The following is a 20,517-nucleotide window of genomic DNA, read 5'->3' as shown; positions in this document are numbered from 1 at the left end:
TATGGCTCAGGTAGATCGCAGTGCATTGGTGTTGCACACTGCAGAACAGATGTTTGATCTTATTAATGATGTAGAGCGTTATCCTGAGTTTTTGCCTTGGTGCTCTAAAACTGAAGTTGTTAGCCGTTCGGATCAGGAGTTGATCGCAACTCTGTATTTGTCTAAAGCAGGTCTAAAATACAGTTTTACTACACGTAATGACTTAAAACGTCCTAACCAAATGATGCTTGAATTAGTAGAGGGTCCTTTTTCCTCTTTAGCTGGTATTTGGGATTTTAAAATTCTCAGTGATGAGGCATGCAAAGTGAGCCTTAATCTTAAGTTTGAGTTTTCTGGTAAAATTGCATCCCTTGCGATGAGTAAAGTATTTAACCAAGTCGCGACGACTTTAGTTGATGCTTTCGTAAGTCGCGCTGATGAAATTTATGATTAAGAGCACGATATGATTGTCGAAGTTGCGTTTGCATTACCCACAGAACAGAAAATCATTTCATTGAATGTACCAGATGAATGTACAGCTTATGACGCCGTGATCAAATCTGGTATCGTCGAGATCTTTCCGGAAATTGATCCAGAAACAGCACCCATGGGGATTTTTTCTAAAGCGATTAAAAACCCTAAGGAAACAGTTTTGCGTGAAGGTCAGAGAGTAGAGATCTATCGACCTTTGATCGCAGACCCTAAAGAGGTTAGAGCAAAGCGCGCTGCTAAAATGAAAGCAAAAAAAGAAGCTGAAGCTGCTGCGCGCTAACAGGTTTAATTGTCGCTTTTACCACCGCCTGGACGGAAATCGCCATTTAGGCCGGATAGCTTGCCGTCTTTAAAGTAGAGGGATATGCGCTCGCGAATATAACCTTCATCGTTTTCTGACCCGCTTTTCTTGCTATATAGATAGTCCCAGCGGCCTTCATGGAAGGTATCGGTTATTAGTGGGCTGCCCATAATGAAACGGACTTGGTTTTCCGTCATTCCTGGACGTAATTGGTCAACCATCTCTTGGTTAACTACATTGCCTTGTGGAATATCAATTTTATAAACCCCAGGAAAACCGGAACAACCAGACAGTACTATAGTGAGTACTGCGATAATAAGTAGTTTTTGCATCTGTTTTTGCTTCCACAATTGTGCGTAAATGCGGATAATAAAGATTCGTACGCATTTGAACAAGTTATTAAGCTTGTTATGCTTACTTGATAACACCAAATAGCCTAGAGAATTATTATGTCACTTGAAAATCAGGAACTTCGAAAAGCGGGTCTTAAAGTTACCTTGCCTCGTGTAAAAATTTATCAAATACTGGAGCAAGCCGGTGAAGGTGATCATTTCAGTGCTGAAGATATTTATAAATTACTGATGGAAAAGGGCGAGGATGTAGGCTTAGCAACAGTTTATAGGGTATTAACTCAGTTTGAAGCCGCAGGTTTAGTGACACGTCATCACTTTGAAGGTGGGCACTCTGTTTTTGAATTGGCGCGTGATGAAGCACATGATCATATTGTTTGCGTTAAAAGCGGTATGGTAAAAGAGTTTAATGATCCGCGGTTGAATGTTCTATTAAACGAAATTGCTGAGTCTATGGGTTTTGTTGTTACTGATAGAACGCTTTATCTATACGGTATCCATAAAGATTCCATAGGTAAAAAGTAAGCGTCAATTCTTAGCTACGGTGAATTCTAAAAGACCAGCAATTATGCTGGTCTTTTAGTGTTTGTTATAACCCTTGTTTTTTTTAAGGTTAATGCTGTAGATCTAACATCTCCTTAGCATGCTCAATGGAGCGTTCGGTAATGGATATACCGCCAAGCATGCGAGCTATCTCCTCTATCCGTCTATCTTCTGTTAATTGATCTATCTGGGTATGGGTCTGTTGCTTATCACTACGTTTGCTGACAAATAGATGTTGATGCCCTTGTGATGCAACTTGCGGTTGGTGAGTGACACAAAGAATCTGTGCGCTTTGGCCTAATGTTCTTAATAGTTTACCGACAACCTCAGCTATAGCTCCGCCTATACCTACATCAACCTCATCAAAAATAAGTGTGGGCGTGGTAGATGTTTGTGCCGTGATTACTTGAATAGCAAGGCTGATACGAGATAATTCACCGCCAGATGCTATTTTGTTGAGAGGTTTTGCTGGCTGGCCTTGGTTGGTTATGATCAAGAACTCAATATCTTCTAGTCCATTAGCGGTTGGTTTCTCTAAAGTAGATAGTTGCACAGTTAACGACGCTGCGGGCATGCCTAAACTATGTAGTTGCTGATCGACAAGTTTGCTTAATTTTTGAGCGCCTTTGTTTCGTTTTTCGCTGAGTTTTTTTGCGAGTTCGATGATCCTTGAATATGCGCTCTCAACGGATGCTTCTAACTGTTCAAGTTCTTCATCGGTGCGACTGAGCGAGTTGAATTCCTGTTGAAGTTCTTTATGTAGTGTTGTGATCTCGTTTGGTTTAATACGATGTTTGCGTGCAATTTCAAAAATGGTTGATAAACGCTCTTCAACCTCTTGTTGGCGTGTTGGGTTTATCTCCACTCTGTCTAGGTAGTGACGAATTTCGGTACTAGCTTCTTCTACTTGGATTAAGGCTGAATCAAGCATTTCGGCTGCTTGGCGGACTGAGGGGGATTCAGACTCGATACCCGTGAGAAGCTGACGACAGTGGTTAAGTGATTGCACACAATTACTATTTTCGTTATCACTGGCGAGGCCTATAAATTCATGGCCTGTGCTCAGTATTTCGCCGGCGTTGGATAAGGTTTTTTGTTCTTGTTCAAGTTGCTTCAATTCGTTTTCTTGTAGAGCGAGCTGGTCAAGTTCTTCAATTTGATAGCTCAATAATTGAATGCGTGACGTTTGCTCAGCGCTTTGTTCTGATAAATGGGTCAGTTCTGTATTCAGTTTTGACCAATGTTGGAATGCATGGCGTGTTTGCTCGGCCAGCTTATTGAGTCCCGCAAAGTCATCTAGTAGTGTGCGGTGATAGTCCCTTTTTAATAAGCGTTGATGTTCATGTTGGCCATGAATAGCGATCAGGTGTTCACCTAAAGATTTGACAGAACTAGCCGGTGAAGGGCGACCATTAATATAGCAGCGAGAGCGCCCCTCTTTAGTGATTACGCGCCTTAAAATGCACTCTCCGCAGTTATCTAGGTCATTCTCTTGTAGCCACTGTTCTGCGCTAGGTATATCAGCAATATTGAAGCTTGCTGTAATATCCGCTTTGTCAGCGCCTAATCTTACAGTGCCGGCTTCGGCACGGTTGCCCAAAGTGAGGCCCAAAGCGTCTAGCATAATGGACTTGCCGGCCCCAGTTTCACCGCTTACGACAGTCATGCCTTGATTGAGTTCTAGATCAAGGCTTTCAACAATTGCAAAGTCACGAATAGTCAGTTGATTCAGCATAATAAATTACATGTGTTTTTATACAGTACTTTTATATAAGCTTTTTTGTGTGCTGATGCAATATTTATCTGAATTTATCTGAAAAAAAGTGCTTTCAAGTGTTGAAAGGTATCTCTTTGGCCCCATATAAGCTGCAAATGAAATTAATACCTAGACTTTCCGTGACGTTAACACGGAGCTGGCTGGAGAGTAGCAATGGCACATGAAGAACAGACACCACAAGATAACCAGCAAACAGAATCTGTAAATGATGAGCAACTTGATGCTGCTACAGAAACAGCAGAAAAGATTGTTGATGAGAATGGGGAAAGCGAAGAGCAGAATGCTGAGACATTAGCTCAAGAGTTAGCTGCTGCTGTAGCAGAAGTTGAATCTCTGAAAGATCAGATGCTTCGAATTCAGGCTGAAGCTCAGAATGTTCGCCGTCGTGCTGAGCAGGATGTCGAAAAAGCACATAAATTTGGTGTAGAAAAATTTGCTAATGAAATGCTGCCAATTGTTGATAGCTTAGAGCGTGCAATTGAAGCTTTTGGTGATGATGAAGCACTGCAGCCTGTGCGTGAAGGTGTTGAGATGACGATGAAGATGTTCTTGTCTGGACTTGAGAAGTTCAAGATGGAACAGGTTAGTCCTTTAGGTGAAGCGTTTGATCCTGCATTACATCAAGCGATGTCAATGGTGGATGCGCCTGATGCAGAGCCTAATAGCGTTATTGCTGTCATGCAGAAAGGTTACACATTACATGGCCGGTTGGTACGTCCGGCGATGGTTGTGGTTGCAAAAGGATAAGTTTTTTTACTTGTAACCCTTGAAACCTTATAAAACGTACTTATATAGATTGCATAGCATGAGAGATAGTTGAGAGCACGACAGTGTAGCTATCTTTTACAAGTTTTAAATACTGTCCGTCGTAATCGGGCAGCGCGAATTGGAGCAGATACAAATGGGTAAAATCATCGGTATTGACTTAGGAACCACAAACTCTTGTGTTTCTGTTTTAGATGGTGACACAACTAAAGTAATTGAAAACGCTGAAGGCGATCGTACTACGCCTTCTATCATCGCTTACGCAGAAGACGGTGAAATTTTGGTTGGTCAGCCGGCTAAGCGTCAGGCAGTTACTAACCCGAATAATACATTATTTGCGATCAAGCGTTTAATCGGTCGTCGCTTTAAAGATGAAGTTGTACAGAAAGACATCAAAATGGTGCCGTACAAAATTATTGAAGCAGACAACGGTGATGCTTGGGTTGAAGTAAAAGGTGAAAAACTAGCTGCACCTCAGGTCTCTGCTGAGATTCTGAAAAAAATGAAGAAAACAGCTGAAGACTACCTCGGTGAAGAGGTAACTGAAGCGGTTGTTACTGTACCTGCTTACTTTAACGATGCTCAGCGTCAAGCAACAAAAGATGCGGGACGTATTGCAGGCCTAGACGTTAAACGTATTATCAACGAGCCAACAGCTGCTGCACTGGCTTATGGTATGGATAAGTCTAAAGGTGATAAAACCATCGCTGTTTATGACTTAGGTGGTGGTACATTTGATATCTCTATCATCGAAATTGCTGAAGTTGATGGCGAGCACCAGTTTGAAGTGTTATCGACTAACGGTGATACGTTCCTTGGTGGTGAGGACTTTGACTTACGTTTGATTGAGTTCTTGGCTGCAGAGTTTAAGAAAGATACAGGTATTGATCTACACAACGATCCTCTTGCGCTACAGCGTCTTAAAGAGGGTGCAGAGAAAGCGAAAGTTGAGTTGTCATCTGCACAGAGCACTGATGTTAACCTGCCTTACATCACAGCTGATGCGTCAGGCCCTAAACATCTTAATGTTAAAATTAGCCGTTCAAAACTTGAATCTTTGGTTGAAGAGCTGGTTGAACGTTCACTTGAGCCTTGCCGTCTAGCACTTAAAGATTCTGGCTTGAGCATGTCTGAAGTCGACGAAGTTATCCTTGTTGGTGGTCAGACTCGTATGCCAATGGTTCAGGCGAAAGTGTCTGAGTTCTTCGGTAAAGAACCACGTAAAGATGTGAACCCTGATGAAGCGGTAGCAATGGGTGCTGCGATTCAAGGTGCGGTACTGGCTGGCGACGTTAAAGACGTTCTACTTCTTGATGTAACACCGCTAACACTAGGCATCGAAACTATGGGTGGCGTTGCTACTCCAGTTATTGAGAAGAACACGACTATTCCAACGAAGAAGTCTCAGATCTTCTCTACTGCCGATGACAACCAGAACGCTGTAACAATTCATGTTGTTCAGGGTGAGCGTAAGCAAGCGACACAGAACAAGTCACTAGGTCGTTTTGACTTGGCTGAGATTCCACCAGCGCCACGTGGTGTTCCACAGATCGAAGTAACATTCGACTTGGATGCAAACGGTATCTTGAATGTATCCGCTCAAGATAAGGCAACAGGTAAGCAGCAATCTATCGTGATTAAATCTTCTTCAGGTTTAAGCGATGATGAAATTGATCAGATGGTTAATGATGCTGAAGCCCATGCTGAAGAAGATAAAAAGTTTGAAGAACTAACTCAGGCTCGTAACCAGGGTGATGCCATGGTTCACTCCGCTAAGAAAACAATGGAAGAAGCGGGTGATAAAGCGACTGAGGAAGAGAAAACGGCTGTTGAAGCAGCGACTGCTGAGTTGGAAGAAGCTTTGAAAGCGGATGATAAAGACGCGATTGAAGCTAAAACAGCGGCATTAACTGAAGCGATCTCTGCTGTTGCACAAAAAATGTATGCTGAAGCTGCTCAACAAGCTGAAGCGGCTCAAGGTGCTGCAGGAGAAGAACAGACCGGCGGTAACGATGATGCAGTAGATGCAGAATTTGAAGAAGTGAAAGACGACAAAAAATAAGTCGTATTGACGCTGATTTAAAGGATCTATTTAGCATTGGCTTTCCGGCTTTAGCTGGAAAGCAGATTTACTCGGCACCGCGGGCTTTATGCCCGCGTTGTCATATCCGGCATTAAGCCCTGACAAGTGTTGTGACCATGTCGAAACAAGATTATTACGAAATATTAGGTGTTTCCCGAGATTCATCTGATCGGGATATCAAAAAAGCTTTTCGCCGTATGGCGATGAAGTATCACCCGGACCGTAATCCGGATGATAAAGAGGCTGAAGATAAGTTCAAAGAGGTGAATGAAGCCTACGAAGTACTTTCGGATGCGCAGAAAAAAGCTGCTTATGATCAATACGGTCATGCGGGTGTAGATCCCAACATGCGTGGCGGTCAAGGTGGCGGCTTTGATGGTAACTTCTCAGATATCTTTGGTGATGTCTTTGGAGATATCTTTGGCGGCGGCGGTGGTCGTGGCGGTCGAAGCTCCGTGCAGCGTGGTGCTGATCTACGTTACAACATGGAGATGACACTGGAAGAGGCGGTTCGTGGTGTCGAAAAAAGCATCCAGATTCCTACGCTTGTAGCCTGTGAAACGTGTGACGGTACTGGTGCCAAACCTGGGAGTTCAGCTAAAGTATGTGGTACGTGCGGCGGCCAAGGCCAAGTGCGTATGCAACAAGGCTTTTTCTCTGTACAGCAAACCTGTCCTACCTGTCATGGTGAAGGTAAAATTATCTCTGATCCCTGTACTGATTGTCATGGTCAGGGTCGTAAAGAGAAAACCAAAACCTTATCCGTTAAAATCCCTGCAGGAGTTGATACAGGTGATCGTATTCGCTTATCTGGCGAAGGTGAAGCAGGTACGCATGGTGGTCCTGCGGGTGATCTTTATGTTCAGGTTCATGTTAAAGAGCATCCAATATTTGAGCGTGATGGCAAACATCTTTATTGTGAAGTACCTATCAGTTTTGTTGATGCAGCCCTAGGTGGTGAGCTTGAAGTTCCGACTTTGGATGGCCGTGTGAAACTGAAAGTGCCTGCTGAAACGCAGACGGGCAAAATGTTCCGCTTACGAGGCAAAGGTATTGCGCCTGTTCGTGGTGGTTCTGTTGGTGATATGTTGGTTAAAGTGGTTGTGGAAACGCCGGTTAAACTAAGTAGTCGTCAAAAAGAGTTATTGCGTGAGTTCCAAGATGAGATGGAGCAAGGTACACGTAAACACAGCCCTAAAAAGCATGGCTTCTTTGATTCCGTGAAGAAATTCTTTGAAGACATGACCTAAAAAGTTGTCCCAAATACTCAGGTTGGTTAGGAAAGTCTCTGCTAACTTGAGTATTTACAAGATCATCGGAGATGGCATGAGCCAGAATCCAGAATGCCGAGATTGGCTTTGGCAAGAGATTACTGCAGAAGCTGAGCAAGAAGTCATTAATGAGCCAGTTTTAGCGGGTTATTACCACGCCAATATATTAGGCCACCAAAGCTTATGTTCAGCACTGGCCTATCTTTTAAGCCGAAAGCTCTATGACGATGCCGTACCTGCGGTAACTTTCCGTTTAGTCATAGAAGAGGTCTTTCGTGATGCGCCGGAAATTATTGCGGCAGTTTGTGCTGATATAGCGGCGGTACGTACACGCGATCCTGCTATTGATAAATATTCTACTGTCTTACTCTACCTTAAAGGTTTTCACGCGATACAGGCTTATCGAGTAGCGCATTATATGTGGAAGCAGGGGCGTAAAAGCATGGCGATGTATATTCAGAGTCGTGTCAGTAGTGTGCTCCAAGTGGATATACATCCGGGTGCCGTTATTGGCCAAGGGGTTATGTTTGATCATGCAACAGGTATTGTTGTGGGTGAAACGAGTGTGATCGAGAATGACGTATCTATTCTGCAGTCAGTTACTTTAGGCGGAACCGGTAAGATTACAGGTGATAGACATCCAAAGATCCGCGAAGGTGTCATGATCGCGGCAGGTGCAAAAATTTTCGGCAATATAGAAATTGGCGCTGGCGCAAAAATTGGCGGTGGGAGTGTTGTCCTTGATGATGTGCTTGCACATACGACTGTTGTTGGTGTGCCTGCCCGAGCAGTAGGACACCCATCCTGTGAGAAACCTGCACTGGATATGGATCAAAATATTCTGTATGACAAAGACTAATGGAAAAAACGCATGATTAAAGTGGCAGTGACTGGTGCAGCGGGTCGAATGGGTAAAGCTAATATTGAAGCTATCCAAATGACTGAAAATATAGAATTAGGGGCCGCGATTGTTGAGCCTACAAGTACCTTGATCGGCGCTGATGCAGGTGAAATGGCTGGCGTTGGGAAGCTCGGTGTTACTATCAAAGGTTCCTTGTCTGAAGCCGTTGATGATTTTGATGTGTTGATTGATTTTACTGCGCCGGAAGTGACCTTACAGAATGTCGATTTCTGTGTTGAGAACGGTAAACAAATTGTCATTGGGACCACCGGTCTAAATGATGAGCAAAAAGCGATATTGCAAGACCGTTCCAGCAAGGCGGCGATTGTTTTTGCACCGAATATGAGTGTCGGCGTGAACTTATGCTTTAAGCTGCTAGAAGTAGCCGCTCAGGCATTAGGTAATGATGATTATGATATTGAGGTGATCGAAGCGCATCACCGTCATAAAGTTGATTCCCCTTCCGGCACCGCGTTACGTATGGGTGAAGTCGTAGCCGATGCACTTGGTCGAGATTTAAAAGAGTGCGCAGTCTATGGTCGTGAAGGGATTACCGGTGCGCGTCCACGTGGCGAAATCGGTTTTGAAACCATTCGCGCAGGTGATGTGGTGGGCGATCATACGGTACTGTTTGCTACTGAAGGTGAGCGTATAGAAATTACTCATAAAGCTAGTAACCGTCTGACCTTTGCTAAAGGTGCGGTACGTGCGTGTAAGTGGTTAGAAGGTAAAAAATCTGGCCTGTTTGATATGCAAGATATTTTAGGTCTGAAATAACCTATATTGATGATTGATAGCTAAAACCGCTTTTAAAGCGGTTTTTTTATGCCTGCTTATTCATATTTTGTGCAATAGGCGTGGTGTGTGGAGAGGTAACGCCTTATTTTTAAGACACAAACTTTTGCTTGAGCTCATGGCTCGTAGGTTCTTAAGTCCGTTATTACAATCTGCCTATGGTCTGTATGAAGTTCTATCTGGATCTTGCTAAAGTTTTGATGAGCAGATTAGTATTATTCTATTGGGTAGTAGAAATGTAGAAATTAGCCAAATAACTTAAACTATCAATGCCGCAGATCAATTTGTTTGTTACCTAGATAAAGCAGACTGGAGTCATGACTCTATCTTGAATCGATTAGGTGGTAGATTAATAGAATTAGATTTTGAGCTTAGCCGTTGTTGCTTACTTTAGTTGTTACTTACTTAATGAGTGGCAGATTCTTATCGGTGTGATATAAACAGGTAAAAGTACGTGTATAAGTTGAGTTTTTTTGTACCTGAAGATCATTTGGAAACTGTTAAAACGGCTATTTTTAGTACAGGTGCTGGCCGTATTGGTAATTACGATCAATGTTGCTGGCAAGTGCTGGGTCGTGGACAGTTTAGAGCCTTAGAAGGCAGTACCCCTTTTATAGGTAAGTGCAACGAGTTAGAAACCGTTTCAGAATGGAAAGTTGAATTGGTTTGTGATGAAGAGTTTATTAAGCAGGCAGTCATGGCTTTAAAACAGGCTCATCCATATGAAGAGCCTGCCTATGAAGTTTGGAAATTAGAAATGTTTTAACTCATATTCGCATAATTCTTATAGGGAGAACGTTGTGACGCAGCTGCTGGTTAGGTATTCGCGAATTCTTGAGATAGTGGGCGATATCGTCAAAGTTCATGTGCCACTGTCTGAAGAAGGTATTTCACCTATATGTTTTGGTGATCTGGCATTAATTGAAAATGATGAAAATCGTGGCCAGCATGCCAGTTTGGCGCAAGTGATTTTGCTCGATAAAGAGGCCGTGTCTCTTCAGGTGTTTAGCGGCACTAAAGGTTTGTCCACTCATTCTGTTATTCGCTTTTTAGGGCGATCAATGGAAGTTACATTCTCCCCTAATATTCTTGGTCGTGCCTTTTCTGGCACTGGGCGAACGATTGATACAGGCCCAGCGTTAACGGAAGAACCAAAAATTGAGATCGACGGGCCAACAGTAAATCCCGCACGTCGTGTCTTAGCCTCCCATATGATCCGCACTGATGTGCCGATGATTGATGTTTTTAACTGCCTAGTTGAAAGCCAAAAAATACCTATTTTTTCAGTTGCAGGCGAGCCTTATAACCAGCTGTTGGCTCAGATTGGCACACACGCGGATGCTGACGTGGTTGTGTTTGGTGGGATAGGGCTGATCTTTGATGATTATTACTTTTTTCGCCAAGCGTTTGAGGAGGCAGGTGTTCATGCTCGTACGGTGATGTTTGTTCATCAAGGTTCAGATCCTACCGTCGAAGCTTTATTAGTACCGGATATGGCGCTTGCGGTAGCGGAACGATTTGCAGTAGAAGAGGGCAAACGCGTCCTTGTTTTACTAACTGATATGACCGCTTATGCGGATGCTTTGAAAGAGGTAGGTATCTCTATGGAGCATGTACCTTCTAACCGAGGTTATATCGGCGACCTTTATTCACAGCTTGCACGTCGTTATGAGAAAGCTTGTGATTATAAAGGTGCAGGGTCTGTGACTATTCTCTCTGTAACAACTATGCCGGGCGATGATGTAACGCACCCTGTGCCTGATAATACGGGTTATATAACGGAAGGTCAGTTCTATTTGCATAATGGCGTAATTGATCCTTTTGGCTCTTTATCACGCTTAAAGCAGCACGTTATCGGCAAAGTAACCCGTGAAGACCACAGTCAGATTATGAATACGATGGTGCGCTTTTATGCAGAAGCGCAAGATGCCGCTCAGAAACAGGCTATGTCATTTGAACTGAGTGAGTATGATGAGCGCCTTCTGAAATTTGGTGAACTCTTCCGTCAACGATTTATGGGTATAGACGTTACTTTGCCTTTAGAAGATGCGTTGGATCTGAGCTGGGAAACCTTAGCTGAATGCTTTCATGATCATGAGTTGTTAATGAAACAAGTGCTGATTGATAAGTATTTCCCGAAAAAGGCCGATGTTCAAAGTAGTGAAACTCTTTAATAGTAAGGTAGATAAATAGTGGCAAAGTTAGCGCTTAATAAAACCACGCTCAATAGAGAGGGGCGGCGCTTAAAGGCTTTTAAGCAGTTTGTACCTGCGTTGGATCTTAAGCGTAAGCAATTATTATCAGCTCGCCAAGAAGCGGTTGCTGCCTTGGAAAATAATCAAGAACAGTTGGCGTTATTGCAGCAGCAAGTGGTTGAGCAGTTACCTATGTCTGCGGATTCAAAAATTGATTTAAACTCACTGATACAGGTTAAACAGCTAACTATTAATTATGTGAACCTTGTTGGATTAGAGTTACCAAAGTTGGCAGTGTTTGACGTCGAAATAGCAAAATATTCGGTATTGTTGCTACCTCACTGGGTCGATGATTTCTTAAATTTACAGACCAAAGCGTTACGAACTGAGATCGAAGTTAAGATCTATCAACAACGGTTAGAATTGCTGGAGCTAGGGTTACAAAAAACCACACAGCGATTAAATCTGTTTGATAAGGTTTTGATTCCTGAAGCACAAAGAAATATACGTAAAATTAGAATAGCGCTCTCAGATGCCGAGCGTGCCGGTGTTGTGAGAGCAAAAATTGCAAAAAATAAACGCAGGAGGATGCAGCTATGAGTATCCTAGCGTTAAAAAAAGCCACATTAGTTGGGTTAACTGAAGATAAAGCACAGGTTTTAGATCAGCTTCAGTCTTTAGGTGTAATGCATATTATACCTTTACAGGAACTATCCTCTTCGGCACCCTCCAAGCATACCGAAACAAACTCATTAAAGGTTAGTCCAGAGCAGTTATATGAAAGTTTACATTACCTTCTGAATTGTAAACAAAAGCGGAAACAGGTTGTTAGTGAACGTCATTTCGACCTGCTATCTGTAGTTCAAGGTGTCGAGAAAAACCGCCGATTACGCCTCGATCTTGTTGAACGATATGACTTCTTACAGAAAAGAATTAAAGATTTAACCCCTTGGGGGAGCTTTGAATTACCGGAAGAAAATGAACTTTATGGACAGCGCTTTTGGTTCTATTTAGTACCCAATTTCCGTATGAAAGAGCTGCAAGATGTTGAACTTCCTTGGCAGGTGGTTCATCGAGATAACCGTCACAGCTATATTGCAGTTATCTCTGAAAAAGAGCCAGGTATTAATGTACTGCCTGTTCTTCGAACCCACACGGGTGCCGTGCCGCTGGTTCATCTCAAGCGAGAATTAGAAGATATTGAGATTGAACTTGAAACCGTTGAAGCTGAACGAGAAGGTTATACGCGGTGGATATATTTGTTACAGCGCTCTATTGCGGGTACTGATGATGCTGCACAGTTAGCGGAAGTCTCTAATCAAACATTAGATAGAGATGAAATTTTCGCAGTTCAAGGTTGGCTCTCCGAGGAGCATTTAGCGCAACTCCAGTTATTAGCGCAAGAACAGTGCTTAGCGCTTCAAGTTGAGTCACCTAAAGAGGATGAGCTTCCTCCCACCTTACTTGATAACCCTACGGCCATAGCGGGTGGTGAAGAGGTGGTCAACTTCTTCCAAATGCCTGGTTATCGTAGCTGGGACCCTTCTCGTGTTGTTTTCTTCTCATTCGTTTCATTTTTTGCATTGATTATGTCGGATGCAGGTTACTCCTTACTGCTTGCTGCAATTTTGTTTTTCTATTGGCAACGTATGGGTATGACTGAAAGCGGTATACGCCTGCGTGCTATGGGTTGTGCGTTAGCCATCGCTGGATTTATATGGGGTGTTGTTGTCGGTAGTTATTTCGGTGCTCAGGCCCCATTTGGATGGCTTCAAGGGCTTAAAATGTTAGATCTTAACGACTTTGATAGTATGATGCTGCTCTCGATTACCGTCGGTGCTATCCATCTGATATTAGGCAATTTGATGATGGCTTGGGTACGTAGGAAGTCGCTACAAGCCTGGGCCGCAATAGGCTGGGCAATCAGTATAGCAGTGGCCTTAGCCGGTTGGATTCAAGGCTTTACTGTTCTGCACTGGTTGTGTTTTGCCGCAGGGTTAATGCTTGTTCTATGTTTCTCTTCTGCACGTAGTGGCTGGAGTGGGATGAGGCTTGTTGATGGTTTGTTAGCTTTAACCGGTATTACTAAGCTGTTTGGCGATGTTTTAAGTTATTTGCGCTTATTTGCATTAGGTTTAGCGAGCGCCTCTCTTGCCATGACTTTTAACAAATTGGCTGTTGATGTTGCGGCTGCTTTGCCTGCCATTGGTCTTCTTTTTAAAGTGCTTATCCCTTTGGTTGGGCATCTTTTGAACTTTTTACTGACTGTAATCAGTGGAGTTATCCACGGTTTACGCCTTAACTTGATTGAATTTTATAACTGGAGTTTGGCTGATGAGGGTTATGCCTTTCAGCCGTTCGCTAAACAGGAGGTTTCACCTTGGATAACCTAATCATTGCTTTGGGTTGGGCTGGTTTGTATGGGCCTATGGCGTTAGGGGCTATTGGTAGCATGATTGGTTGTGCTCTTGCTGGGCAGGCCGCATGTGGTGCTTTATTAGAGACAGAAACAGGCCATGGTCGGTACATAGGTATTGCTGCAATGCCTTCATCACAGTCAATTTATGGAATTGTGGTGATGTTTGCTTTGAACCGTGAGATCACTGTTGATAATGCGCCCGGTTTAGCGGCGATAGGTTTGCTTTGTGGCTTAGCATTATTGTTCAGTGCTGCTTGGCAGGGGCGCTGCTGTGCTTCTGCAATTAATGTTGCAAAAATTCGTCCTGAAATCTTTGGTATGTCGTTAGCGCCTGCTGCAATTGTGGAAGGGTTTGCTGTGTTTGCGTTTATTTTTGCATTAGTTATCAGTGCAGGTGTGCCAGCCTAGGTGGTCAATATGAATAACGAGCATAAAACGCAAGCCTCTTCCGGTGTAGAGGATCTGATTGAAAAACTACGTCAGCAAGGGGTGCAAAAAGGTCAACATGAAGCGGAACGCTTAGTTGAAGAAGCTGAGCATCGTGCGGACTGGCTGCTTGCACAAGCGAAGCAGGAAGCGGATCTTATTTTAAGTAAGGCCAAGAAAGAGGCTGCACAGCTTAAGCAAGCCGGTGAAGATGCATTGCGTATCGCTGTGCGAGATATGCATCTTGAGGTGAGAGAAACTTTATCACACTCCTTTACTGATCAAGTTGAGCGGTTAGTTGCGACTCAAATGGATAACCCTGCTTTTATGCGTAGCCTTATTTTAGAGTTGGTGGCTAAGGTCAGTAGTGATCAAGGGATTTCACAGGCGAAAGCGATTGATGTTTTACTGCCTGAAGACTTTATCGGTTTAGATGAACTACGAAGAAACCCTAAAGAGTACCGCGAAGGTAAGCTTAGTCAGTTTGTCCAGTCCTTAGCGGCTGAGCAGATGCGGGCAGGGGTTAATTTTGAACTGCATGAAGGTAAGGGCATAAGGGTCTGCTTGAGTGGGCAAGAGGTAGAGATTGATTTAAGTAGTGAGGCGGTTGCTAAGCTTCTATTGAAACATCTACAGCCTCGATTTAGGGCGATCATTGAGGGAGTGATTCGATAGTGTCGGATTACTATACGCTGATGACGGCGCTACCATGGCTGCCGGAACTGGAGCAGTGTACTCAGCTGCCTATTTCGCGGATTGCTTTAGATCGTCGGTTGACCATGTTGTCAGACGAAGGCAGCGCACAGTTGGCTAATATTGAAGCGCTATTTCATCCGATTATTGATCATTACATTATGTTGACGGATAAAGATCTGATTGCTCAGTGGAAGGCCGATATGAGCAAGGTCGAGTCCCCAGTTATGTTGGAGTTGATTAACTATCAGATGGAGCTAAAAACCTTGCTGGCTGCTTTGAGGTGTCGAGCCGTAGGTTTAGATGATCCTTCGCAGTTCCATGGTGCCGGACGCTGGGTTCAATTGATTAAGAAGCATTGGTTTGAGCCAGGTTTTGGATTAGATCGTGTATGTCCTCAGCTATTGCAGTTGCAGCGTTTAATGAGCAAAGAAAAGCCAATGCTTGTAGAGCAATATTATAATCAGCAATTATGGACAAGTTTACGTCAGGCAGAGCATAGCCATCACTTTAGCTTTGAGGCACTCGCCTGCTTTGTTTTGCGCTGGGCAATTGCCGAACGCTGTTTACGATATGACGGTGATAAAGCCGTAGACACGTTTAATAAGTCGCGCAGTGTGTTGTTAGAACTTTCTGGTTTGAATCAGCAGTTATTACAGGGGAATAATTAGTGAATCAGCATATTACAGCGCAGGTTGTGGCGGTAAGGGACGACATTGTTACAATTAAATTGCTTAAAGGTAACGATGGTGATTACTTCCCTATTTTAAAGAATGAAATGGTTCATATTTGCCCTACACGACTTGGTAAGGGAGGGCGGCAAGAAGCGTTGCAGGCTGAGGTTCTCCGTGTACGTCATGGTGAGGCGGATGTGCAAGTTTTTGAGAATACCCGTGGGGTTGCTGTAGGTGATGATGTCACGCAAAGCGGGCATATGCTGTCGGTTACTTTAGGACCAGGGTTGCTTGGACAGGTTTATGATGGTTTGCAAAACCCTCTTGAAAATATAGCTTCAAAGCATGGTTTTTTTCTGCCGCGTGGTTTGGAAGTTGACGGAATAGATCGACAGCAGCATTGGGCTTTTCAGCCTTGCGTGAAGATTGGCGATAAAGTGGAAGCGGGTGATGTTATTGGTCATGTGCAAGAGGGGCGCTTCAAGCATCACATCATGGCTCCTTTTGATCTACAAGATTGTGCTGAAGTGAGCTGGATCCAAGAGGGAACATTTACAGTCGATACGCCTGTTGCCCGTCTTCGCGTAACTGATGATGCAGAGGAGATGGAAGTCTCCATGCAGCAAAAATGGCCTGTTCGTGTACCGGTAAGCCAGCCATTGTTAAGAAGTGGTAAGAGTGTACGCCAATATCCTGATAAGCCGCTGTTAACATCAATACGATTAATCGATACTTTTTTCCCTATCGCCCGTGGCGGTACAGCCTGTATTCCAGGTCCATTTGGTGCGGGTAAAACCGTACTACAAAGCCTTATTTCTCGTTTTTCTGATGTAGATATAGTGGTTATTGTTGCCTGTGGTGAGCGTGCAGGTGAGGTTGTTGAGACGATCACCGAGTTTCCAAATATGTCCGATCCTAAAGGTGGCTCACTTATGGATCGTACCGTTATTATTTGTAATACATCGTCAATGCCCGTAGCTGCACGAGAAGCATCAATTTATACAGGTATAACCATCAGCGAATACTATCGTCAGATGGGATATAACGTGCTTGTCATCGCTGACTCCACCTCTCGCTGGGCACAAGCGATGCGTGAAACCTCTGGTCGTTTAGAGGAGATTCCAGGTGAAGAGGCTTTCCCTGCGTATCTGGATTCTGCTATACGCGCACTTTATGAAAGAGCAGGTGTTATTCAGAATAATGCAGGTGATTTAGGTAGCCTGACTTTGATCGGTACGGTCTCTCCTGCGGGCGGTAACTTTGAGGAACCGGTGACTCAATCGACCTTAAGAACGGTTAAAGCATTTCTTGGCTTAAGTGCTGAACGTGCTTATAAACGTGCATATCCTGCGGTTGATCCTTTAATTTCGTGGTCTCGTTATTTAGATCAGATCTCTGTTTGGTATAAAGAGAATTTAGGTGAGGGCTGGGTTGATCAAGTCAAAGAGATGCAGCTTTTATTAAGTGAAGGCGAGTCTGTTCAACAGATGATGCAAGTGACTGGGGAGGAAGGGGTAACGCTAGATGACTATGTTTTGTACCACAAGTCGATCTGTTTAGATCAAGTTTACCTCCAGCAAGATGCATTTGATGATGTAGATATATCCGTGCCTTTATTGAGACAGAAAGATACCTTTCAATTGCTACGTGCTTGCTTGTTTGCACCTGCAGTGTTTAAAGATAAAACGGAGGTCAGGGATCACTTTGTGAAACTGACGAGCTTGTTTAAAAACTTAAATTATAGTCGCTCAGATAGTCCCGATTTTCGTCGGTATTACGCAGAAATTGAACACTTAACAAAACCCTAGTGGTTTTGTTGATCTGTATCAATAAATAAACCGACCATTCATCCTTAGTTTGAATGGTTTCTGGTAGAATCGGCCAATCTGGCCTGCATCAAGCAGATCCCAAACGCTTAGATGATGTGCGTTTCATAGGATTGTGATCGTAGATACGAAACTAACTGCCTATATCGGATCGGTGTCTCAGTAATTTATGCCTCAAAATCAAATACATGCATTTCCCCGATTTCTATTACTTGGGACTGTAGCTATAGCTGTAGCTCTATTAGTTATAGTTGCATCGCATTTCTTGATTAAAAATCATACTGACAATAGTCATCGCCTTTTTGCTCTTGAACAGGAGTTTTTAAAAAAGGGACAAGATCGTGTTGTTTCGGAAATTGACAGTGCGGAGGACTATATACGTTATGTTATCGCTCAAGCTGAAGATGTACTAAAAGAACAAGCACGCGCTGAAGTATTAAAAGCCCATTTGGTGGCAACAACCATTTATGAGCGGGAGCATGGGAGTAGACCAGCCGCTGAAATAAAAGCGCTTATTCGCGAATCATTAAGGGGTCTTCGTTTTTTTAATGGACGTGGTTATATCTTTATTGATGATAAAGATGGCACGTGCATTTTGTTACCTACCTCACCATCGGCCGAAGGGCGCTCGTTATATAATAACCAAGATGATACTGGGCACTATATTATGCGTGGTCTATTGGCTGCCGTTGATAATGATGAGGGGGAAGGTTACTCTCGTTATCGCTGGTATCCCTCATCTAAAACAGACACTATGCGTGAAAAGCTAACCTTTGTTAAAACCTTTGAACCTTATGAATGGATTATTGGAACAGGGGATTACCTTTCCTTTATTGAAAACGATTTGAAGCAGCAAGCAATAAAACGTTTACAGGCAGTCCATTTCGGTAAGTATGGCTATATATTGGTCGTCGATAATAAAGGTAAGGTTTTATCTACATCAGGCGTGAGTTATCAAGCTGGCCATACGGCCAATAAAGAGATCAATGAACTAGAAAAAAATATCATCACTAAAGCACTTAGGGTGGCTAAACAAGGAGGTGGTTTTATTAATTACGATTGGTTTCTTCCCGACGGAGGAGGCCCGTATCCGAAAAAGTCTTTAGTGCGAAGTATAGAGCAATTGGATTTGATCCTTATTGCAGGCTTTTATCCTAAGGAAGTTGAAGATCTGCTGCAGGAGCAGAAGGCTCTATTGGCGAAAACACAAAAAGAAGATCGCGATCAGTTATATATATTTCTTATTATTGTGGCAATTATAACGCTGAGTCTATCCTTTATCTTTTCTCAGTGGATGAAAAGAAAGTTCACGCAGTATCATCGTGATCTTGAGCAAAAGCAGAAAGAGCTTTATCAAAATGCGGATCAATTAGAGTTAGCGTCACGGGTTTTTCATAATGCCAGTGAGGGCATTATGGTGACTAACGCCGACAATAGAATTATTGCAGTAAACAATGCATTCGCTGCGATCACAGGGTATAGCTCTGCTGATGTTATGAATAAAAACCCCAACTTTTTGCGCTCAGGACGGCATGATAAAGACTTTTATAGCAATATGTGGACTCAGCTTAAAGAGTATGGGCAGTGGAGTGGAGAGATTTGGAACCGCAGGAAAAACGGAGAAGTTTTCCCGCAATGGTTGGCAATTAGTACCTTTGTCGATGAGATGGATAATGTCCGTAACTATATAGCTTCCATTTCTGATTTGACGGAAAGAAAAGCTGTAGAGAAAAAATTAGCGTACCTCTCTGATTATGACCCTTTGACAAACTTACCTAATCGGCGACTTGTTGGTCACAGAGTGGATCAAACGATCAGTGTTAGTAAGCAAAAAGGTGAGCAACAATTTGCGCTGCTTTATATAGATTTAGACCATTTTAAGAATATTAACGATAGTTTAGGGCATGGTTTTGGGGATGAAATCCTACAAAAAATAGCTAAACGTCTGAAGTCTTTACTCAGAGAAGGAGACACCGTAAGTCGTTTAAGTGGGGATGAATTTGTGATCCTTATGTCAGAGTTAGACCACTTAGAGTCAGCAGTTAGTCTATCGGAACGTATTTTACATGAAGTCTCTAGGCCATTAGAGAATGATAGTCATTTAACGGTCACGCCAAGCATAGGTATTTCTGTTTACCCTAATGATGGATTAAGTTTTGATGAGCTATTAAGAAATGCTGATGCTGCTGTGCATTTTGCTAAAGCTCAAGGCCGCAATAACTATCAATTCTTTACTGCTGAGATGAATCATCAAGCATCTCAACGTTTGCATATTGAAACAGAGCTTCGTAAAGCGATAAAGAACAAAGAGTTTGAGTTGTTTTATCAACCCCAGTTTTGTTTGCAAGATAATCAGTTGGTTGGTTGTGAGGCTCTTATTCGTTGGCAGCATCCAATACAAGGACTGGTTTCACCGGATGCTTTTATTCCTTTATCAGAAGAGACAGGGTTGATAATTCAAATCGGCCGTTGGGTGCTAGAGCAAGCCTGTCTTCAAGCAGCCAAATGGTCAGAACAATATAATGCCAAGATCACAATGTCCGTAAATGTATCTGTACGGCAGTTTAGACCGGAACTGGTTGATGAGGTCCGTAGTGCTTTAAGTGAGTCGGGTCTGGCTGCAAATGCTCTTGTTATAGAAATTACAGAGAGCACATTGATGCAAAATGAAGAAGCGACTTTAGTGTTGCTTCAAGAGCTAAAGAATCTGGGTGTTCAACTGTCGTTAGATGATTTTGGTACGGGCTATTCAAGTATGGCCTACTTAAAACGTTTTAATCTGGATCAGCTCAAAATCGATCGCGCATTTATTAGTGATCTTCCCCATGATAAAGATGATGCAGCTATCACATCGGCGATTATTGATGTGGCACATCATTTTGGTTTAGTTACCGTAGCAGAAGGTATTGAAACGATCGAACAGGTGAAGTTTCTGGCTGATGTCGGTTGTGTTGAGGGGCAAGGTTTCCTTTATGAAAAGCCGATTCCAGTTAAGGAGTTTGAGCAGAAACACTTCTCTTAAAAAAA

Annotated in this window: 19 protein-coding genes; 17 read left to right on the top strand and 2 right to left on the bottom strand. The window is 43.1% G+C overall.

Annotated elements, in window-relative coordinates:
* Position 1 precedes the first annotated feature (1 nt).
* Both ACOQOE_RS17040 and ACOQOE_RS17035 read left to right on the top strand, forming a co-directional pair.
* Positions 2-433: a type II toxin-antitoxin system RatA family toxin gene (locus ACOQOE_RS17040; protein WP_420554542.1), complete on the top strand. Its 432-nt coding sequence runs from the start codon at positions 2-4 to the stop codon at positions 431-433.
* Between the two features lie 9 nt (positions 434-442).
* Entirely contained in the window at positions 443-751 is a 309-nt protein-coding gene (locus ACOQOE_RS17035; protein ID WP_420554541.1) for an RnfH family protein, read from the top strand.
* A 5-nt stretch (positions 752-756) separates the two neighbouring features.
* Here ACOQOE_RS17035 and ACOQOE_RS17030 read toward each other — a convergent pair whose 3' ends face one another.
* Positions 757-1,104 (bottom strand): outer membrane protein assembly factor BamE, encoded by a 348-nt coding sequence (locus ACOQOE_RS17030; RefSeq protein ID WP_420554540.1) that lies wholly within the window; start codon positions 1,102-1,104, stop codon positions 757-759.
* Positions 1,105-1,221: 117 nt separating this feature from the next.
* Between ACOQOE_RS17030 and fur the strand changes: the two genes are divergently transcribed.
* On the top strand, positions 1,222-1,647 hold the full coding sequence (gene fur / locus ACOQOE_RS17025; RefSeq protein ID WP_067862551.1) for a ferric iron uptake transcriptional regulator: 426 nt from the start codon (positions 1,222-1,224) through the stop codon (positions 1,645-1,647).
* An 88-nt stretch (positions 1,648-1,735) separates the two neighbouring features.
* Here the strand turns inward: fur and recN are convergent, their stop codons facing one another.
* Positions 1,736-3,400, bottom strand: coding sequence for a DNA repair protein RecN (gene recN / locus ACOQOE_RS17020; protein ID WP_420554539.1), 1,665 nt, complete (start codon positions 3,398-3,400; stop codon positions 1,736-1,738).
* Positions 3,401-3,595: 195 nt separating this feature from the next.
* On the opposite strand from recN, the gene grpE reads away from it, so the two are divergent.
* The 14 genes from grpE to ACOQOE_RS16950 all read left to right on the top strand — a co-directional run bounded on the left by grpE (position 3,596) and on the right by ACOQOE_RS16950 (position 20,512).
* Positions 3,596-4,189, top strand: a complete 594-nt coding sequence (grpE, locus tag ACOQOE_RS17015) for a nucleotide exchange factor GrpE (RefSeq protein ID WP_067862546.1) — start codon at positions 3,596-3,598, stop codon at positions 4,187-4,189.
* A 154-nt stretch (positions 4,190-4,343) separates the two neighbouring features.
* Positions 4,344-6,269 carry a molecular chaperone DnaK gene (gene dnaK / locus ACOQOE_RS17010; RefSeq protein WP_067862544.1) on the top strand — a complete coding sequence of 642 codons (1,926 nt, stop codon included), beginning with the start codon at positions 4,344-4,346 and terminating at the stop codon, positions 6,267-6,269.
* Positions 6,270-6,406: 137 nt separating this feature from the next.
* Positions 6,407-7,540 (top strand): molecular chaperone DnaJ, encoded by a 1,134-nt coding sequence (gene dnaJ / locus ACOQOE_RS17005; RefSeq protein ID WP_067862542.1) that lies wholly within the window; start codon positions 6,407-6,409, stop codon positions 7,538-7,540.
* A gap of 76 nt (positions 7,541-7,616) precedes the next feature.
* The gene (gene cysE / locus ACOQOE_RS17000) at positions 7,617-8,420 is read left to right on the top strand and encodes a serine O-acetyltransferase (protein ID WP_067862540.1); all 804 of its coding nucleotides are present in this window, start codon (positions 7,617-7,619) and stop codon (positions 8,418-8,420) included.
* Between the two features lie 12 nt (positions 8,421-8,432).
* Positions 8,433-9,239 carry a 4-hydroxy-tetrahydrodipicolinate reductase gene (gene dapB / locus ACOQOE_RS16995; protein WP_197467995.1) on the top strand — a complete coding sequence of 269 codons (807 nt, stop codon included), beginning with the start codon at positions 8,433-8,435 and terminating at the stop codon, positions 9,237-9,239.
* A 472-nt stretch (positions 9,240-9,711) separates the two neighbouring features.
* Complete coding sequence (locus ACOQOE_RS16990) at positions 9,712-10,023, top strand: YqfO family protein (protein ID WP_067862537.1); 312 nt, start codon at positions 9,712-9,714, stop codon at positions 10,021-10,023.
* A gap of 34 nt (positions 10,024-10,057) precedes the next feature.
* Positions 10,058-11,431, top strand: a complete 1,374-nt coding sequence (locus ACOQOE_RS16985; RefSeq protein WP_420554538.1) for a V-type ATP synthase subunit B — start codon at positions 10,058-10,060, stop codon at positions 11,429-11,431.
* Between the two features lie 18 nt (positions 11,432-11,449).
* Positions 11,450-12,052, top strand: coding sequence for a V-type ATP synthase subunit D (locus tag ACOQOE_RS16980; RefSeq protein WP_067862533.1), 603 nt, complete (start codon positions 11,450-11,452; stop codon positions 12,050-12,052).
* Positions 12,049-13,845 (top strand): V-type ATP synthase subunit I, encoded by a 1,797-nt coding sequence (locus ACOQOE_RS16975; RefSeq protein ID WP_420554537.1) that lies wholly within the window; start codon positions 12,049-12,051, stop codon positions 13,843-13,845. Before ACOQOE_RS16980 ends, ACOQOE_RS16975 begins: the two co-directional genes overlap by 4 nt.
* Complete coding sequence (locus ACOQOE_RS16970; RefSeq protein ID WP_067862529.1) at positions 13,833-14,279, top strand: ATP synthase subunit C; 447 nt, start codon at positions 13,833-13,835, stop codon at positions 14,277-14,279. Before ACOQOE_RS16975 ends, ACOQOE_RS16970 begins: the two co-directional genes overlap by 13 nt.
* Before the next feature lie 9 nt (positions 14,280-14,288).
* Positions 14,289-14,972 (top strand): ATPase, encoded by a 684-nt coding sequence (locus tag ACOQOE_RS16965; protein WP_067862526.1) that lies wholly within the window; start codon positions 14,289-14,291, stop codon positions 14,970-14,972.
* A complete protein-coding gene (locus ACOQOE_RS16960) occupies positions 14,972-15,661 on the top strand; it encodes a DUF2764 family protein (protein ID WP_156473642.1) in 690 nt (229 codons plus the stop codon). Before ACOQOE_RS16965 ends, ACOQOE_RS16960 begins: the two co-directional genes overlap by 1 nt.
* Positions 15,661-17,472 (top strand): V-type ATP synthase subunit A, encoded by a 1,812-nt coding sequence (locus ACOQOE_RS16955; protein WP_420554536.1) that lies wholly within the window; start codon positions 15,661-15,663, stop codon positions 17,470-17,472. Before ACOQOE_RS16960 ends, ACOQOE_RS16955 begins: the two co-directional genes overlap by 1 nt.
* A 187-nt stretch (positions 17,473-17,659) precedes the next feature.
* A complete protein-coding gene (locus ACOQOE_RS16950) occupies positions 17,660-20,512 on the top strand; it encodes a bifunctional diguanylate cyclase/phosphodiesterase (protein WP_420554535.1) in 2,853 nt (950 codons plus the stop codon).
* The last annotated feature ends 5 nt before the right edge of the window (positions 20,513-20,517 follow it).

Origin of the sequence: Neptuniibacter marinus, assembly GCF_965223595.1 — a bacterium.
GTDB classification, from domain to species: Bacteria; Pseudomonadota; Gammaproteobacteria; order Pseudomonadales; family Balneatricaceae; genus Neptuniibacter; species Neptuniibacter marinus.
Note: the sequence above shows the minus strand (reverse complement) of the source record. Positions and strands in the feature narration are given on the sequence as shown.

Bases quoted from the DNA above. Each gene is read 5' to 3' on its own strand.
- ACOQOE_RS17040 (WP_420554542.1), top strand. From the start codon at position 2: ATGGCTCAGGTAGATCGCAGTGCATTGGTGTTGCACACTGCAGAACAG.
- ACOQOE_RS17035 (WP_420554541.1), top strand. From the start codon at position 443: ATGATTGTCGAAGTTGCGTTTGCATTACCCACAGAACAGAAAATCATT.
- ACOQOE_RS17030 (WP_420554540.1), bottom strand. From the start codon at position 1,104: ATGCAAAAACTACTTATTATCGCAGTACTCACTATAGTACTGTCTGGT.
- fur (WP_067862551.1), top strand. From the start codon at position 1,222: ATGTCACTTGAAAATCAGGAACTTCGAAAAGCGGGTCTTAAAGTTACC.
- recN (WP_420554539.1), bottom strand. From the start codon at position 3,400: ATGCTGAATCAACTGACTATTCGTGACTTTGCAATTGTTGAAAGCCTT.
- grpE (WP_067862546.1), top strand. From the start codon at position 3,596: ATGGCACATGAAGAACAGACACCACAAGATAACCAGCAAACAGAATCT.
- dnaK (WP_067862544.1), top strand. From the start codon at position 4,344: ATGGGTAAAATCATCGGTATTGACTTAGGAACCACAAACTCTTGTGTT.
- dnaJ (WP_067862542.1), top strand. From the start codon at position 6,407: ATGTCGAAACAAGATTATTACGAAATATTAGGTGTTTCCCGAGATTCA.
- cysE (WP_067862540.1), top strand. From the start codon at position 7,617: ATGAGCCAGAATCCAGAATGCCGAGATTGGCTTTGGCAAGAGATTACT.
- dapB (WP_197467995.1), top strand. From the start codon at position 8,433: ATGATTAAAGTGGCAGTGACTGGTGCAGCGGGTCGAATGGGTAAAGCT.
- ACOQOE_RS16975 (WP_420554537.1), top strand. From the start codon at position 12,049: ATGAGTATCCTAGCGTTAAAAAAAGCCACATTAGTTGGGTTAACTGAA.
- ACOQOE_RS16965 (WP_067862526.1), top strand. From the start codon at position 14,289: ATGAATAACGAGCATAAAACGCAAGCCTCTTCCGGTGTAGAGGATCTG.
- ACOQOE_RS16950 (WP_420554535.1), top strand. From the start codon at position 17,660: ATGCCTCAAAATCAAATACATGCATTTCCCCGATTTCTATTACTTGGG.